Source organism: Lachnoanaerobaculum umeaense, assembly GCF_003589745.1.
GTDB classification, from domain to species: domain Bacteria; phylum Bacillota; class Clostridia; order Lachnospirales; family Lachnospiraceae; genus Lachnoanaerobaculum; species Lachnoanaerobaculum umeaense.
In genome coordinates this window covers 863924-881073 of record NZ_CP032364.1, presented here as the reverse complement: position 1 = coordinate 881073, position 17150 = coordinate 863924, and the positions used below count along the sequence as shown (strand labels likewise).

Annotated in this window: 14 protein-coding genes; 2 read left to right on the top strand and 12 right to left on the bottom strand. The window is 34.7% G+C overall.

Annotation, left to right across the window (positions count from 1 at the left end):
• Position 1 precedes the first annotated feature (1 nt).
• The 7 genes from D4A81_RS03965 to eno form a co-directional block, all read right to left on the bottom strand.
• Complete coding sequence (locus D4A81_RS03965; RefSeq protein WP_111525903.1) at positions 2-1408, bottom strand: sodium-dependent transporter; 1407 nt, start codon at positions 1406-1408, stop codon at positions 2-4.
• 177 nt (positions 1409-1585) lie between these two features.
• The gene (gene msrB / locus D4A81_RS03960; RefSeq protein WP_111525904.1) at positions 1586-2530 is read right to left on the bottom strand and encodes a peptide-methionine (R)-S-oxide reductase MsrB; all 945 of its coding nucleotides are present in this window, start codon (positions 2528-2530) and stop codon (positions 1586-1588) included.
• Positions 2531-2748: 218 nt separating this feature from the next.
• The gene (locus D4A81_RS03955; RefSeq protein ID WP_111525905.1) at positions 2749-4278 is read right to left on the bottom strand and encodes an N-acetylmuramoyl-L-alanine amidase family protein; all 1530 of its coding nucleotides are present in this window, start codon (positions 4276-4278) and stop codon (positions 2749-2751) included.
• Between the two features lie 200 nt (positions 4279-4478).
• Positions 4479-4871: an RrF2 family transcriptional regulator gene (locus D4A81_RS03950; RefSeq protein ID WP_111525906.1), complete on the bottom strand. Its 393-nt coding sequence runs from the start codon at positions 4869-4871 to the stop codon at positions 4479-4481.
• A 206-nt stretch (positions 4872-5077) separates the two neighbouring features.
• Positions 5078-7180, bottom strand: a complete 2103-nt coding sequence (locus tag D4A81_RS03945; protein ID WP_111525907.1) for a flavocytochrome c — start codon at positions 7178-7180, stop codon at positions 5078-5080.
• 83 nt (positions 7181-7263) lie between these two features.
• Entirely contained in the window at positions 7264-8004 is a 741-nt protein-coding gene (gene cas6 / locus D4A81_RS03940; RefSeq protein ID WP_111525908.1) for a CRISPR-associated endoribonuclease Cas6, read from the bottom strand.
• A gap of 151 nt (positions 8005-8155) precedes the next feature.
• Positions 8156-9454, bottom strand: a complete 1299-nt coding sequence (gene eno, locus D4A81_RS03935) for a phosphopyruvate hydratase (protein ID WP_111525909.1) — start codon at positions 9452-9454, stop codon at positions 8156-8158.
• A gap of 195 nt (positions 9455-9649) precedes the next feature.
• On the opposite strand from eno, the gene D4A81_RS03930 reads away from it, so the two are divergent.
• On the top strand, positions 9650-10705 hold the full coding sequence (locus tag D4A81_RS03930; RefSeq protein WP_111525910.1) for a tyrosine-type recombinase/integrase: 1056 nt from the start codon (positions 9650-9652) through the stop codon (positions 10703-10705).
• An 8-nt stretch (positions 10706-10713) separates the two neighbouring features.
• On the opposite strand, the gene D4A81_RS03925 is transcribed toward D4A81_RS03930, so the two are convergent.
• From D4A81_RS03925 to secG, 4 genes are all read right to left on the bottom strand, one after another.
• Entirely contained in the window at positions 10714-10995 is a 282-nt protein-coding gene (locus D4A81_RS03925; RefSeq protein WP_172621790.1) for a LysM peptidoglycan-binding domain-containing protein, read from the bottom strand.
• Between the two features lie 94 nt (positions 10996-11089).
• Entirely contained in the window at positions 11090-11551 is a 462-nt protein-coding gene (smpB, locus tag D4A81_RS03920; RefSeq protein WP_111525912.1) for an SsrA-binding protein SmpB, read from the bottom strand.
• The gene (gene rnr, locus D4A81_RS03915; protein WP_111525913.1) at positions 11535-13676 is read right to left on the bottom strand and encodes a ribonuclease R; all 2142 of its coding nucleotides are present in this window, start codon (positions 13674-13676) and stop codon (positions 11535-11537) included. The genes smpB and rnr overlap by 17 nt, the downstream gene beginning before the upstream one ends.
• Positions 13677-13738: 62 nt before the next feature.
• Positions 13739-13975, bottom strand: coding sequence for a preprotein translocase subunit SecG (gene secG / locus D4A81_RS03910; protein WP_172621789.1), 237 nt, complete (start codon positions 13973-13975; stop codon positions 13739-13741).
• Positions 13976-14186: 211 nt separating this feature from the next.
• On the opposite strand from secG, the gene D4A81_RS03905 reads away from it, so the two are divergent.
• Positions 14187-15575 carry an ISNCY family transposase gene (locus D4A81_RS03905; RefSeq protein WP_119808214.1) on the top strand — a complete coding sequence of 463 codons (1389 nt, stop codon included), beginning with the start codon at positions 14187-14189 and terminating at the stop codon, positions 15573-15575.
• Between the two features lie 71 nt (positions 15576-15646).
• Here D4A81_RS03905 and D4A81_RS03900 read toward each other — a convergent pair whose 3' ends face one another.
• Complete coding sequence (locus D4A81_RS03900; RefSeq protein ID WP_111525666.1) at positions 15647-17131, bottom strand: bacterial Ig-like domain-containing protein; 1485 nt, start codon at positions 17129-17131, stop codon at positions 15647-15649.
• Positions 17132-17150 lie beyond the last annotated feature (19 nt).

Sequence of the window (17150 nt, the reverse complement as noted above, 5' to 3'; positions counted from 1 at the left end):
ATTAAAAGCTGATAATTCCTAGAGTGTTCAATATAGCACTCACCAATATAATAATCAAAAATATCGGTGCAAACACTCTCATAACTATATTATAAAGCTTTTTTCTCTTAAATGAAGATGAATATGAAATTTCATCATCAATTTTCTTTAATGTTATAACCTTTACTACAAGATAGCAAGTTGCCAAAGCCGCTATTGGCATCATTATAGAATTTGTAAGAAAATCTAAGAAATCCAAAATAGGCATCTTAAATATTAATACAAAATCAAGTATACCATAGCCTGCTGCAGATAAACCTCCTACAAATATCATAATAAAAGCCATCAAGATAATGGACTTATTTCTGCTCAAATTAAGCTCATCACAGAAAGTTGATATACTGGTTTCAACAAGTGATATTGCACTTGTAAGTGCTGCTAACAGCACAAGTAAGAAAAATCCTATACCTGCAATTCTACCTGCTCCCATGCTCTCAAAAACCTTCGGCAATGTAATGAACATAAGTGAAGGTCCTGCCTTTAACTTTTCAGGATCTCCACCTGAAAATGCAAATACAGCCGGTATAACCATAAGGCCTGCCAAAATTGCTACACCTGTGTCCACCATTTCAACTCTTGAAGTAGATATCTCTACATCCACATCTCTTGTAAGGTATGAACCATAGGTATATAAAATTCCCATAGCAATGGACAGCGAATAAAACATTTGCCCAAGAGCAGCCACCACAGTCATCAGTGAAAAATTCTTAAGATTTGGAATAAAGAGATATTTTACTCCTTCCATAGCTCCCGGTCTTGTAACAGAATAAGTTGCTACAATGATTGCCAGTATGATAAGTAAAGGCATCATTATCTTTGACACTCTCTCTATGCCCTGTTCTACTCCACCAAGTATTACTACAAAGGTGGCAATCGCAAATATTACAAACCAAAAGAAAACCACCTTTGTATCAATTATAAAACTTTCAAAATACTTGTCCCCTGCCAATTCAACTACATTGCCCTTAATATATTCTACAAGGTATTTTACTACCCAACCACCTATTACGCTATAGTATGGTACGATAAGAACAGGAACTATGGCATTTATAAATCCGCCGATCTTAAGTATCTTACCATTTCCAAAATTATTGAATGCTCCTATTGCACTTCGCTTCGTCATTCTACCTATAGTAGTCTCCGACATTATCATGGCATATCCAAATGTAAGCGTCAGTATAAGATATGTTAATAAAAACATTCCTCCGCCATACTTTGCAGCCAAATATGGAAATCTCCAAATATTACCAAGTCCTACTGCAGAACCTGCTACCGCCAATATGTATCCCAGTCCTCCTGAGAAATTCGCCCTCTTTTCAGACGACTTATCAAGTTTAGTGTCTTCACCGTATTTAAAATTGTCAGACATATCTCACCCCTTTATTTTTCTTTGTTAAGCCTAACATTTTAAACACTTTTTTACAAGGATAATTTAAGAAAAAACCATATAAATATACAATACAAATTGTAATGTATTCATATTATTTTATATTCATTAGATTTATCCAATTTTATCATCCTCAAACACTGTATTTTACATTAAAATTTATGGTAAATATTTTATCAAGTATCCATATCCTTCCTCTTCCATCTTATGGAAAGGAATAAATCTAAGTGCAGCCGAGTTGATACAGTATCTAAGGCCTCCAAGCTCCATCGGTCCGTCATTAAACACATGTCCTAAATGAATATCGGCACTATTACTTCTTACCTCTATCCTTCTTCTGCCAAAGCTTAAATCTTCTTCATATTTTACAAGATCCTTTTGTATAGGCTTTGAAAAGCTTGGCCAACCACATCCCGACTCAAACTTATCTGTATAAAAGAAAAGCGGTTCACCTGACGTAATATCCACATATATACCTTTTTCAAAATTTGAGTTGAATTCATTGTCAAAAGGTCTCTCTGTAGCTGCATTAATAGTGACATCATATTGTAGAGCTGTAAGTCTATTTTTTAGAACCTCATCATCATCTTTTTTGTAATCTTCCGACCTTACTATCGGCTCATCCGCCAGGTTCAAGTTTATATGGCAATATCCGTTTGGATTTTTATCTAAATAATCTTGATGGTATTCTTCTGCATTATAGAAATTTTTTAGTGGCAAAACTTCCACTGCTATTTTCTCAGTATGCTTACTCTGCTCTCTTATAATTGCTGATTCTATTACAGATATCTGTGTCTCATTTGTATAATATATTCCTGTTCTATACTGAATACCCACATCATTTCCCTGTTTATTTACACTGATAGGATCAATGATTCTAAAATAATATATAAGTAAATCCTCTAGACTAATTATATCATCATCAAAATCAATTTTTACAGTTTCTGCATGACCGGTATTACGTAAGCATACATCTTCATAACTTGGATTTTCACTATTACCATTTGCATAACCACAAGCTGTATCTACTACTCCTTCTATTTTTTTAAAGTAACCTTCTACTCCCCAAAAGCAGCCACCTGCCAAATATATTCTATCTATCATAGTCTTACTCCTTATACAAAAATCTAATAGCTAATATTGTTCTTAAATTATTTTAATAATATTATAACAGTTTAAGTATCTTTAGCAATTCACTTTTATCAATGATTTATTGCAAATAAAAAGGTGGGGAAAGACTCCCCACCTAAGAATAAATTCAAATCTTGATAATCATAATAATCTACTGTTTGTATAAATCTACTACATAAATTTTTAAATCTTTATTTTAAAGACTCAATATTCTCAGGTGTAACCGGGATATTAGCACCTTCCCAAGTTTCCATTAAAACTTTGCTCATCAAATCATTAAAATATCTTGAATCCTCAGGATTATATTCTTCAGACTCCGGATTTATTGCTTCACCATCTCTATATTTTTCAAACTTACTGTTCTGTTGATTGTATATATAATGTACAAACCCAGTGCCTGAATTAGTAGGACCTGTATGTGGTGCAGTATTATGTATTCTATATGTAACAACTATGCTATTGTTATCCAATATGTAGCAACCATCATCAATATAAGTATTAAGTAATACAGAAATCTTTCCATTCTTAATTCCATATATGCCAGTCATTCCCATTCCGACATATATTATAAGTTCTTCTTTTCCATCTCCGGTTATATCCATTAAAGTATATTTAGCTTCATGAAATTCACTTACTCCCTTTACAGCATCTGCTTCATAACCATATACTCCTTCTAACTCATGTTTTGTATATAATTTTGTCAGCACATCCCTATATGATTTCTTATAGTCAGTATTTTCACTAGACTCTATAGTGGTATTAGTACCTTCAGTAGTCATTACCCCATCAGCCCCTATATAGTAACCATCTATATACTGATCAGTCTTCATCTCTCCGTTATCAGCAAAGTAATACCATTTACCATCTATATCCTGCCAGCCTATAGATAGTTCTCCGGTATTTAAAAGATAATACCACTTATCTCCTATTTGCTTCCAGCCTGTTTCCATAGAACCATCTTCACCAAAGTGGTACCACTTACTATTTATATCTTGCCAGCTTGTAAGCATCGCTCCATCTTCTCCAAAGTAGTACCATTTACCGTCTATATCCTGCCAACCTCTTACTATCTTTCCATTCTTACCACGGTATCTGTAGATATCTCCAACTTTTTCCCAACTATCTTTTCCTACACCTCCTTTAGGAAGTTTTATAATATAATTCACTACTACTTCATCATGAGTTTCGCCATACTTATCAATAGTATATGCTTTTAATATATATTTGCCATCTTCATCCAATAGTATGGGTTCTGTATATTTTAAATCTTTGGCTATTAGCCTATTATCCTTGCTTTCTATTGTATAGTAGATATCATAGCCATATTTATTGCCAAGTTCTACCTCCATAATCTCATCATACTCTCCGGGGATTTCAGATACCATAACAAGAAACTCCAGATTTTTTAATCTCATATTTAGTTCATTTTCATTCTTAGTCGATAATCCGGCTATATCCAAAGCACTTTCTAAAGTATCCCTTGCTTCATCTACTCTTCCTGACTTCCCATATATCTCAGCCAGCTTTTTGTATGCTCCTATATTTTGAGGATCAATCTTTATAGCCCTATTGAGACTCTCTATAGTACTTTCATAGTCTAACTCATTAGTATACTTAGATTCCAAATCAAACTGTTCCTGTAATTTTGTGATATTACTATTGCAAGCTGACAATAACATTCCCACCATAGCAAGTATAGCAACTATTTTTATTTCCTTCATATCTACTCCATCAATTTAATAATATATTTTATATCAACTATTCCCTTCAGCTTTTAAGCAATACTGCATGTCTTTTTTCTTTAAAACAGTTTAAATTTATATTAATATATTGTCAAGTATTTAGCAATTTTATCATCATTTTTCTGTATTATAAGTAATACAATTATACTTCAAATGTATTTCACTAAAAAAGGATAAACCTATAAAAGTTTATCCAAAGTTGTTTTTTGTAATTCTCTATTCAATGAACTTTGTATTCTATTAAATTCCTTATTTAAAATACATTCTCCACATCTATTGTTTATACAGTCGTAACCATCTCTGACACATTCCGTAATGCTCATATCTTCACCCAAGGCTGAACATATATCATATAATGTAGTCTTTGAAAGGTCACATTTTAAATAATAACCTCCATTAACACCTCTCATGCTTCCAATAAGTTTAGATTTTAACAGACTGTTTAAAACCTTATATGTAATAGCTTGTGGCAAATGTTCCTTTCTTGCCACTTCGGTTGCCGAAACTTTTGTACCATCCTTTAATGCTCTAACAATTCTTACAGCATAATCCATTTCTCTAGTTATTAGCAATCTTGTCCCCCTAAATATTTACTCTCTCATATTGAATAGGCTATACCTATTTCAACATTTAGATATTAGCATAAAGCACTGTATTTTTCTATCTAAAAATATAAATTTTTTGAATACTTATAGAAAAATCTATTTTAGCTTACTATTTAGATATTAATTGTAATAAAAAACCAATATCACAATGATATTGGCTTTTATTTCAAACATTATTGCAATGTTGCATTATTTATAGCATCACTAACTGCCTTAGATGTAATAGAAGCTCCGGCTACACTGTCAACCTTAAACTCTCCGGTTGACTGTATATTTCTTTTAATCTTTGTTATAGCCTTTCCACCTATCTCAGCAGTTTCCTTGCCGCCATTTATAGTTAAATCATTTACGATGCCATTCTTTACGGTGAATGTAACATCCACATCGCCACCAAATCCCTTTGCAATGCCCTTATATGAGCCATCTGCCAAGTCAGTCTTTATATCCTGTGGAACAAAGTTTGTATCTTCATCATTTGCTGTAATAGTTCTCTCAGTGTTTCCTCCATTTGCAAGTACATACTCATTTGCATTATCACCTGAAATGCGACCAAATACTACTATATCTGCTACAGCATTTCCACCAAGTCTATTTCCTCCATGCACTCCACCTACTACCTCTCCGGCAGCAAAAAGTCCGGGAATTGCACTACCATCTTCTTTCAAAACTTGAGTTTGTGTATTTATCTTTACACCACCCATTGTATGGTGAATAGCCGGTTTTGCAAGTCCTGCAAAATAAGGTGCTTTAGTAAGAGGCACTTCCATACTTTTTCTACCGAAATTACTATCCTCACCTGCTGATTGCATTGTAGCATACTTATTCATAGTAGCTACCAGATTTTCCTTATTGATTCCGGTCTTTTGTGCTAACTCCTCAATAGTATTTGCTTCTACAATAATACCTTCATTGATATACTTCTCTATTGCACTTAATGATTCTCTAACTGCTGTATCAAATACAAGCCAACTTTCTTCATTCGGTTGTTCAAGTATTGCTGCAGAAACCACATCTCTGGTCTCGAGTTCATTTACAAAACGATTTCCGTCATTATTTACCAATATAGCACCATTACCACGAACACCCTCTGTATACATAGTAGCAGTATCAGGATTTACAGTCGGATGAGTCTGGATTTGTTCTATATCCGTAAGTCCTGCACCAAGCTCAAGGGCCATCTCTATTCCATCACCTGTAGCACCAATATGATTGGTTGTTATAAATCCGGAAAGCTGTGGGGCATACTTTACCACCATATCAGGATTTGAACCAAAGCCTCCGGTAGCCAGTATAACTGCCTTAGTATTTATAATAAAGCTTCCATCTTCATCCTCAGCTTCTACTCCTATTATCTTACCGTCTGCATCTGCTATAATCTTTGTAGCCTTGGTTTCCAGTAAAACCGGAATTCCAAGCTCATCAAGTTTAGCATTCAAAGTTTTTACAAGCATTGGCCCCACAGCAGATGTATCACTTGGCCTATGTATTCTCTTTACACTGGCACCACCAAATTGTCCTACTACTGAAAGGTCTCCACCTATATCATTTACCCAATCTACAGCTGCTGCAGAATTCTCTACCAAAGTTCTTACAAGCTCAGGGTCATTTAAATTCTTTCCACCCTTCATAGTGTCTTCATAGAATAAATCATTACTGTCTTCTATACCATCTCTTTTTTGATAAGGTGTTTGTGATGCATTCAAACCACCTGTTGCCCTTACTGTATTACCACCTGTGATAGGCATCTTCTCAAGGATCACAACATTTGTAGCACCGTCCTGTGCAGCCTGTATTGCAGCACTCATTCCGGCACCACCTGCACCTATTACCACAATATCTGCAGATTTTACTTCTATATCCTCTTCTACCTCTTTGCCTCGTGCCTTAAGCAAAGCCTTCTTTAATGCACCCTTTAATCCACCGGATGTAACTGTCGCACCGCTGACAGCATCAAACTCGGTATCAGGTGCAGCTTTCATCTGCTCATTAATTTTTAAAATAGCAGCCCCGCCTATATCCGGAGTCTCCTTTGGACCGTCAAATAAAACACTTTCTATTCCATTGTCACCTACAACTACTGTGGCTTTTACCTTACCACCAAAACCCTGTTCTGTAGCAGAATATGTACCGGCAATATATTTTATATTGTCTTTTATCATCTTTCTAATGCTATCAGTAACCGGAAAAGCTATTACAATAGTAATAATAGCAGCCAAAACCATCAACAAGAGCCCTGTCATATTGCCCTTATTTTGCTTTGTTGGTTGCTTACTCATTCAAAACCTCCTTGAACCTCTTAAAATTTTACCAACACATTATATACTATAACTTTATAAAGTTAAAGATTTGTCATAAAACTTTATACTATTTGAAACATTCCAAAGCCTTGAGAATTCCTTGCCCCTAATCCTGTATCATATAAAAACTTTAAATTATTTGGACTACCTTTCAGCTTATATTGACCTTTCCATCCTGTAACATAAATACCGTCCACAAAACGTGTAACATATTTATTTTTTGATGGTTCAAAGTTTTCCGGTGGAAGTAGGAATATTCCGCTGTCTGTATCCTCACCTGTTACAGCCTCAAATTTTCTCTGAAAATTTTTGGTTAAGTAATAGTTAAATCTAGGATCCATAGGATCCAAATTCTTCGTCTTGCTTTTTCCGTCTTCCCAAATACTCAAATCTACACATACAGGAGAAAGCATTCTTATATCTATATCATCTTCTACTACTTCAGTATTTAATACCTCATATCTAAGTAAGAATATTTTCTGACCTGCCAGATCAAAAACCTCTTCTTTTTCCAATGCCTTAAATAATGTTTGACAAAACAGCATTATAGGACTTCTAATCTCCCATTCTATGACATTATCAAAAACAATATTTGAACCAACTATTTTAAAATGACCTTTTAATAAGCTGAAAACAAATAGTCTAAAGCTCTGTCCTTCTCTTTTATATCCCTCATTATGCAAAAAATCAGAAAACTCCGGATCTTCCGACAATCTCTTATAGATAAATCCCTGTAAAATATGATGGTATGCCAGTGGCAGCACAAGTGGTCCATTACTCTGAAAGTAAAGCTTAAACTCCATAATTCTCCTTTTCAATACAAATATGACTATAGTTTTATATAATGACGATTACCACATCCTACCGGTCTATACACTGCATTAAGTATTTGTTGCTAATAAAAGGTGGGTTGAAAAATCAACCCACCCCAATAATTTGACAAACAACTTTTTATTATCTCTTTACATTGAATGCTGCCATTCCCGGATAGCAAGCACTCTCACCAAGCTCTTCTTCGATTCTAAGTAACTGATTGTACTTAGCAACTCTCTCTGATCTTGAAGGTGCACCTGTCTTGATCTGACATGTGTTAAGAGCTACAGCAAGGTCAGCTATAGTTGTATCCTCTGTCTCTCCTGATCTGTGTGAAGATATTGATGTATATCCTGCCTTATGAGCCATCTTGATAGCCTCAAGTGTCTCAGAAACTGAGCCAATCTGATTGAGCTTTATAAGGATTGAGTTTGCACAATCACTGTCAATACCCTTCTTAAGTCTCTCTGTATTTGTAACGAACAAATCATCTCCTACAAGCTGAACTTTTCCGCCAAGTTCATTTGTAAGAAGTTTCCATCCTTCCCAATCTTCCTCATCAAGACCATCCTCAATAGAAATGATTGGATACTTCTCAACAAGCTTCTTCCAATGCTCAACAAGCTCAGCAGATGTAAACTCTGTTCCTGCCTTTGGAAGCTTATACTTTCCAACTGTACCTGTCTTCCACTCACTTGCAGCTGCATCCATAGCGATCATAAAATCAACACCCGGCTTATATCCAGCCTTCTCAACAGCCTTAAGAATAAACTCGATAGCTTCCTCATCACCACCTGTAAGGTTAGGAGCAAAACCACCCTCATCACCTACACTTGTAGCAAGCCCTTCTGCCTTCAAAAGTGCTGCTAAGTTGTGGAATACTTCTGCACACCATCTAAGAGCTTCCTTAAAGCTTTGAGCTCCTACAGGCATAACCATAAATTCCTGAACGTCTACGTTATTTGATGCATGAGCACCACCATTTAAGATATTCATCATTGGTACAGGAAGTCTGTTTGCATTTACACCACCAAGGAATCTGTAAAGTGGGATATCAAGTGAAATAGCTGCTGCTCTTGCACAAGCTATTGATACTGCAAGGATTGCATTAGCACCAAGATTTGACTTATCCTTTGTACCGTCAGCCTCGATCATTGCCTTATCTACAGCATAGATATCTGATGCATCCATACCCTCAAGTACATCATTAATAGTTGTATTTATATTCTCAACAGCCTTTGAAACACCCTTTCCAAGGTAACGTGACTTGTCACCATCTCTAAGCTCAAGTGCCTCAAACTCACCTGTAGATGCACCTGATGGAGCTGTTCCTCTTCCGATTGTTCCATCTACAAGATAAACCTCAGCCTCAACTGTTGGATTTCCTCTTGAGTCAAGTATTTCTCTTCCGATTACCTTCTCAATTTCTAAATAGTTCATTGGTAAAACCTCCTTTTGGTCTCATATATCGCTTAACCTATATGATAAAATTATAACTCACTGCGACGATAGTATAATAACATAAAACTCAACATAACTCTATATAAAATTACATATTTTTGTTATACTATTTAATATTTAAAACATTTTACAATAATACGAACTCATATACACAATTTAAACAAGGGAGAATATATGCCTGATTATAAATATAGTGAACAAGTTGATATAGAAAATATACAAAAACTCAGAGAAATGCTCTCTGGGCTACCTCCATTTTTCAAAGACTTTTTTCGTGGTATTGAACCTCGCACACAGTCAAGAACTCAAATAGCCTATGCCTATGATATAAAGATCTTTCTACAGTTTTTGTTAAGTGAAAATCCAAATCTAAAAAAGAAATATTCCAAAATATCTGACATTCCTATTTCTGTACTTGAAAGTCTAAGTGTAACTGATATTGAAGAGTATATGGAATACTTAAAATATCGTGACACTGATGGTAGGAAGATATCTAATAAGGAAAATGCAATAAAGAGGAAGATATCTACTTTGAAAAGTGTTTTCAAATACTTTTATAGAGTGGAAAAAATCAGTGAAAATATAATGGAAAGAGTGCAGCTACCAAAATTACATTCAAAAGAAATCATCAGATTAGATATTGATGAAGTTTCAATGATTATTGATGAAGCTGAAAAAGGTGAGGGGTTAAGCGAAAGACAAAAAGCATATCATGAAAAGACAAAGATTAGAGATGTGGCAATACTATCACTGCTACTTGGTACCGGTATAAGAGTTTCTGAATGTGTAGGACTTAATATATCCGATGTGGATTTTAAAAACAATGGTATATTGATTCACAGAAAAGGTGGCAAAGAAGTTACTATATATTTTTCTGATGAGGTAAAAGAGGCAATGCAAAATTATTTTGATGAAAGAGTTTTAATTTTGGAAGAAAGCGGACATGAGGGTGCTCTATTTCTTTCAATGCAAAACAAAAGACTCTCTGTAAGAAGTGTAGAAAATCTTGTCAGAAAATATGCACGAATAATTACTCCTTTAAAGAAAATCACTCCGCATAAGCTTCGTTCTACTTATGGCACCAATCTATACAAGGAAACCGGTGATATCTACCTGGTTGCAGATGTACTTGGACATAGTGATGTAAATACTACTAAGAAACACTATGCAGCTATAGAAGATGATAGGCGAAGAAGTGCAAGAAATATGGTAAAGCTTAGGGAGAAATAATTTTCTCCCTATCTTTCCACCTTATAGCTTACAAGTATAAAGCAACCCGGATGAACCTTATTACTGTCCATTCTATTCATCTCCATTATACTATCTATATATTCCTCATGTGACATACCTGTATTATTATATTCTTTTGATATAGTGTCCAAGCTGTCTCCGTATTTTACTTTCACAGAGGTATACCTTATATTTTCTCTATCCATACTTGCTCTGGTGGTATCTACCTTACCCAATAAAAAACTTACTAAAAACAAAGCAAAAATAAAAGTTAAAAATAATTTTCTCATATTCCCTCCAAACATTTGTTCTATATAGTAAGTCTACAACAAGAACATATGTTTGTCAAGAAAAATCGAACATACGTTTATATTTTGGAATTTTCTACCTCATACTTCTCTTCATTGCCTTTTCTATCTCTCTCTGCTGTGTTTTCTTAGCAAGGGTTTCTCTCTTATCATAGTTTTTCTTTCCCTTTGCCAATCCTATTTCCATCTTTACCAGACTGCCCTTTAAATATACCTTTAGAGGTACTATAGTCAGACCTTTTTCATTAAGCTTAGCATCCAGCTTCAAGATCTCTTTCTTATGCATCAACAGTTTTCTTACTCTCAAAGGATCTTTATTAAATATATTACCTTTCTCATATGGATTGATATGCATTCCCATAATGAAAAGCTCACCCTTATCAATTCTTATCCAAGATTCTTTTATTGAAACATGTCCCATTCTTACTGACTTTACCTCAGTTCCAAAAAGTTCAATACCGGTCTCATAGTTTTCCAATATAAAATAATCAAAATATGCTTTTTTGTTATTTGCTATAATTTTAATCCCTTCTGCCATCTTTCTCCTTTACAAGTTTAAAGTCAATTCTTTTTGCAAGTCTATCTATATCATATACCTTTACTCTGACTTTTTGACCCAAAACAAATTTCTTTTTTGTAATCTCTCCCACAAGCTCATATCCTGCTTCATTATAAACAAAGTAATCACCTTCCAAATCAGCGATTCTTATAAAGCCTTCAACTGTATTTTCAAGCTCTACAAATATACCAAAACCTGTAACTCCACTGATAATACCATCAAATTCTTCTCCAAGATGACTTAGCATATACTCACATTTTTTATACTTTACAGTCTCTCTTTCAGCTTCCTCCGCTCTTCTTTCCATCTGTGATGATTGTAATGCCACACTGTCCAAAATTGCTCTATAATGTTCTGTACGCTTATCAGAAATCCCATTCCTTATGTTTTCTTTTATTATCCTATGTATTTGCAGATCGGGATACCTTCTGATTGGTGATGTGAAATGTGTGTAGTATCTGGCTGCCAATCCAAAATGACCTATACATGAGGTATCATATCTTGCCTGCTTCATGCTTCGAAGTGCAATCCTTGATATAACTCCCTCGGCGTCACTTCCCTCAATACTTGCCAAGAGTTTTTGGAGTTCCTTTGGTGATACCTCATCATTTTTTCTTCTGAGTGTATATCCAAAGTTATTTATAAATATTGCCAGACTTTTTATCTTTTCAGGATCCGGATTTTCATGTACTCTATAAATGAATGGTAAATCTTGCCAGAAAAAGTCCTCTGCCACAGTTTCATTTGCAGCAAGCATAAAATCCTCTATAAGCTTTGTCGCTGCATTTCTGTCATATGGTTTTATATCTATAGCCTTTCCATTTTTATCAAGTATTACCTTGCTCTCAGGTAAATCAAAATCTATGGATCCTCTCTTTGTTCTTGCACCTCTAAGAAGCTCCGATACCAACTTGAAATTATTAAAAAGCTCTATATAATCGCTATATCTTTGCTTAGTCACCTCATTTGAATCTGTTATAATTTCATTTACTGCATTATAAGTCATTCTTTCATTTACATTTATGATACTCTCACAGATATTATGACCTATTATATTGCCCTTTTCATCTATCTCCATCATACATGAAAGTGCTAGTCTGTCTTCGCCCTGATTTAATGAACATATACCATTGCTTAGTTTTCTTGGCAACATAGGTATAACCCTATCTACAAGATATATGCTTGTAGCTCTGTGTAATGCCTCCTTATCAAGCGCTGTATTCTCTCTCACATAATGTGTAACATCAGCAATATGTACTCCCAAATGCCATATATTCCCATTTCTTTCCAATGTTATAGCATCATCCAGATCCTTTGCATCCTCACCGTCTATGGTTACAGTCACTAAGTCTCTAAAATCCAGCCTACCCTTTTTGTCTTTTTCAAGCACAGTACTTGGAATCTTTCTAAGCTCATTTTCCACTTCATCATTAAAGTTTTCAGGTAGCCCAAATGCTCTTATTATAGAAAGTATATCCACACCGGCATCTGTATTCTTACCTAGAACTTCTATCACCTTGCCTTCAGGCTTTTTCTTATGATCACCAAAGTCTGTAATTTCCACCACTACTTTATCTCCGGTCTTCGCACCTTTATCTCTACCTGCAGGAATGTATATATCTTTTAAAAGCTTAGCATCGTCAGGTAGTACGAATCCAAATGTATTATTCTTTTTATAATATCCCACTATCTGAACATTGGCATGCTTCTCTATGCCTATTATATGACCTTCAGCTCTTTTTTCACCACTTTCAATATCTATTACCACTTTTACAGTATCACCATTCATAGCATTGGCAGTACACTCTGATGGAATAAATATATCCGAATCTCTATCATCCACTCTTACAAAACCAAAGCCTTTCGGATTTGCCATAAACTCTCCCAATAAGTATCTATGCTCAGGTTTCTTGTACTTACCCCTTTTGCTTATCTCCAACCTTCCCTCTAATACCAATTCTTTCAATACCTCATCAAGCTCAGTTCTTCTCTCTTTTTCAATATTGAAAAAGAGAGCTAACTCCTTTGCTTTCATAGGTACATACATAGGACTTTCTACAAAGTCCATCACTATTTTTTTTCTTTTTTCTAAACCCTTATCCATATATTCCTTTTTTAAATAAAATATTAATTACAACAAAAAGCACTCCTTTGAGTGCTTTTTTATTATTTAACAATATTTAAAACTAATGCTAAAATTAAGAACAGTGCTGCAGCAACCTTGGTCAGCTTCTCAAGCAAACCTTCTACTGAACGGCCTCTATTCTTACCCCAATATGTATCAGCAATACCACCGATTGAGCCAAGCCCCTGCTCATTTCCTTCCTGGAATAATACTACTGCAGTTAGGAAAACACATACTAAAACAAATATTATTGAAATAATCCTATTTAAAATAACCATATTTACACTCCATTAAAATACAAAACTTCTTTTATGATATCACTAAACAACCTATTTTGCAAGCAGGATTTATTCTATCCTTACATTGTATAAGCCATAAATGATAAAGTCCTAGTATACCACAAATAAAAATGTCCCACTTATGGTAGAATACTATTTTGTATATTCTAACACTAGGAGGAACTGACTTATCAGAAAGGTTATTTTATCAATGGATGAACAAAGAAAGTATGAAGTTATCAAAGGTCTGGTAGATCACCCCGATACAGCTAATAAGGATAGAGCTGCTCTTATCCTAGGATGCACCAAAAGGCATATAAACCGTATGATACAGGGTTATATTAAAGATGGTAAGGCATTCTTTATTCATGGTAACAGAGGCAAAAAGCCGGCTACCACTATCTGTCCTGATATCAGAAGTCAGGTTCTTGATCTATACAGAACTAAATACTACGAAGCTAACTTTGAACACTTTACAGAGCTTCTAAAAAAGCATGAAGGCATAAGTATCTCTTCTTCCTCTGTAATGAGTATTTTGGAGTCAGAGTACATTCTATCTCCAAAGGCTACAAAAGCTAAGCGTAGACGCATTAAGCAAACTCTCAGAGCTAAGAAGGAAGCTGCAACATCAAAAAGGGAATTATCACAGATACAAGCTAACTTAGTAGCAGTTGAAGATGCTCACAGTCGTCGTCCAAGATGTGCTTATTTTGGTGAATTGCTTCAGATGGATGCTACCCCTTATGAATGGGTGCCGGGACAGATATGGCATCTACATTTGGCTATTGATGATGCCTCAGGTGTTGTCACAGGTGCCTGGTTTGATACTCAGGAAACTCTTAATGGATACTACCATGTATTTGAGCAGATTCTTACTGATTATGGTATTCCTTATAAGTTTCTTACTGATAAACGAACTGTATTTACTTACAAGAAAAAAGGTGCCTTATCTGACGACAAAGACACCTATACACAGTTTGCATACGCCTGTAAGCAACTTGGCACACAGCTTGAATCAAGCAGCGTACCACAGGCTAAAGGACGTATAGAACGATTGAATCAGACTTTACAGTCACGCCTGCCTATTGAGTTTAGACTCGCAGGCGTAACCGATATCCATAAAGCCAATGAATTCATTTACCACTACATAAAAGAATTCAATGAGAAGTTCGCACTTCCACTTTATGGTATCAAATCTGTCTTTGAAACGCAACCATCTAAAGAAAAAATAAATCTTACTTTGGCGGTTTTAACTGAGAGAACTGTTGATGCCGGACATGCGATTCAATTCGAGAAGAAATTTTATAAGATGATAGATAATAAAGGATTGCAGACCCATTATCGAAAAGGTACCAAGGTTATGCTTATCAAGGCATTTGATAGGTCTATGTTTGTGTGCGTAAATGACAAAGATATTTATGCACTGGAAGAAATACCGGCTCATGAGCATAAATCTAAGGACTTGGACGCTGACTACAAACAGCCAAAACCTAGAAAGCCTTATATACCTCCAATGAACCATCCTTGGAGATTGGATGCCTTTAATAAATTCGCACACTCACAGCCACACAGAATTGAAGAAGACATAAAAAGTGCATAATAAAAGCCCCTTTGTGGGGGCTTATAAATTAATTATTTTGGGACATAATCATTTATGCTTGACAGCAGGATTTATTCTATCCTTACATTGCTTCCACCTTTGCTCTCACTCTGAGTCTGAGATACTTCATTTTTTTCGACTACTTTTACCCTGGCAGTATTACTGATCCATAGATTTGGCAATAACTCATATGAATACTTCACATTATATTCACCCTTTTGCTTTGTATCCACACTTCCTTCTACCTTTATTTTGCTTCTGTCGATTTCTGTAATTTCATCACCGTTTTGAATCTTTGCAGATAACAGATTGTCAAATTTTTTCCACTCACTACCCTGCACTATTTCGATATCTTTGCAATCAAGTACCTTTTGAAATTCTACATATACTTTAGACAATGAATGATTATATTTATCTTTTTTACCCAAGTGTAGCTCAAGTCCATCCTCATATATATGCTTTTTTTCGCCTACTATAAAACTATATTTATTCTGTAATGTACCATTTCTTATAAGCAGTGAATATCCTCTATCCTTTACCAAGTCCTGTAATTCCTTTGTATAAATACTCACAAAACTATAATCATTTACAAAAGCATCTTTTTTATCATCAACAGTAAACATTGAGAAAAATGCAGTATTAGCACCTGGGAATCTCTCTATAATATCATTTGGCAATATATCATAGCTTTCCTCATCTCTTCTTGCTATACCTACGATTTTACCATTTGAGAAATCTTCCATTCTATCACTTCCATGGCATGTCGCAATACTGAGATTTAACTCTTTTTTAATGGGAAATCTATAGTTGAGCTTAAAATCAAAGATATTATTGGTATTTACTTCCACAATAGTCTTCAAATCATCTACAAAATCATCCTTTTTTTCTATAACCAGCTTATGTTCTACAATTTCCATAGGTAAAAGTCCTTCAAACTTCTGACCGGCTGCGATTTTGCCCTCTATCTTAATAGACTTTACCTTATTAAAATCTAATTGCTTTCCGGATTTCCTTTCACCTTCTGTAATGAACTTTCCATCCAACTCATACTTTATATCTACTCCACTCAAATCGCCTTTAAATATATCAAGTCCTGAGTTTATCAATCTAAGCTCTGATACTCTGCCATCTGTTTTAAGCGGCAATATAATATCAAAGCTTATATCTCTTTCTACATCTGAACTGTTTTCTACATTTGCATTAAAACACAGATTGCTGTATATATCCATATCCAGTACATCAGCAAAATTCTTTATTGTACTTCTTCTATTGTCTTCCTCGCTTACGGATATCAAAGACATTGCATTTGAACCATATTCAGTTTCTCCACTCAAATTATTAAGTGCTCTCAATCTGAATGATGTCTTTACTCCATTATCATTGCTTTCATAATCCGGATTGATAGGATTTTTAAAGATAGCATTTCTTCCTTCTCCATATGCTCTGGTGTCATCTCCAATCAGTAAAGAAGTAAGCAATATAACAGACAGCACAAAAAGACAAAAGTACCTAATAAAAGATTTGTTTTTATTTTTCCTTCCTCTACTTCTAACCATATCTATATTTCTCACTTTT

Bases quoted from the DNA above. Each gene is read 5' to 3' on its own strand.
- D4A81_RS03965 (WP_111525903.1), bottom strand. From the start codon at position 1,408: ATGTCTGACAATTTTAAATACGGTGAAGACACTAAACTTGATAAGTCG.
- msrB (WP_111525904.1), bottom strand. From the start codon at position 2,530: ATGATAGATAGAATATATTTGGCAGGTGGCTGCTTTTGGGGAGTAGAA.
- D4A81_RS03955 (WP_111525905.1), bottom strand. From the start codon at position 4,278: ATGAAGGAAATAAAAATAGTTGCTATACTTGCTATGGTGGGAATGTTA.
- D4A81_RS03945 (WP_111525907.1), bottom strand. From the start codon at position 7,180: ATGAGTAAGCAACCAACAAAGCAAAATAAGGGCAATATGACAGGGCTC.
- cas6 (WP_111525908.1), bottom strand. From the start codon at position 8,004: ATGGAGTTTAAGCTTTACTTTCAGAGTAATGGACCACTTGTGCTGCCA.
- eno (WP_111525909.1), bottom strand. From the start codon at position 9,454: ATGAACTATTTAGAAATTGAGAAGGTAATCGGAAGAGAAATACTTGAC.
- D4A81_RS03930 (WP_111525910.1), top strand. From the start codon at position 9,650: ATGCCTGATTATAAATATAGTGAACAAGTTGATATAGAAAATATACAA.
- D4A81_RS03925 (WP_172621790.1), bottom strand. From the start codon at position 10,995: ATGAGAAAATTATTTTTAACTTTTATTTTTGCTTTGTTTTTAGTAAGT.
- smpB (WP_111525912.1), bottom strand. From the start codon at position 11,551: ATGGCAGAAGGGATTAAAATTATAGCAAATAACAAAAAAGCATATTTT.
- rnr (WP_111525913.1), bottom strand. From the start codon at position 13,676: ATGGATAAGGGTTTAGAAAAAAGAAAAAAAATAGTGATGGACTTTGTA.
- secG (WP_172621789.1), bottom strand. From the start codon at position 13,975: ATGGTTATTTTAAATAGGATTATTTCAATAATATTTGTTTTAGTATGT.
- D4A81_RS03905 (WP_119808214.1), top strand. From the start codon at position 14,187: ATGGATGAACAAAGAAAGTATGAAGTTATCAAAGGTCTGGTAGATCAC.
- D4A81_RS03900 (WP_111525666.1), bottom strand. From the start codon at position 17,131: ATGGTTAGAAGTAGAGGAAGGAAAAATAAAAACAAATCTTTTATTAGG.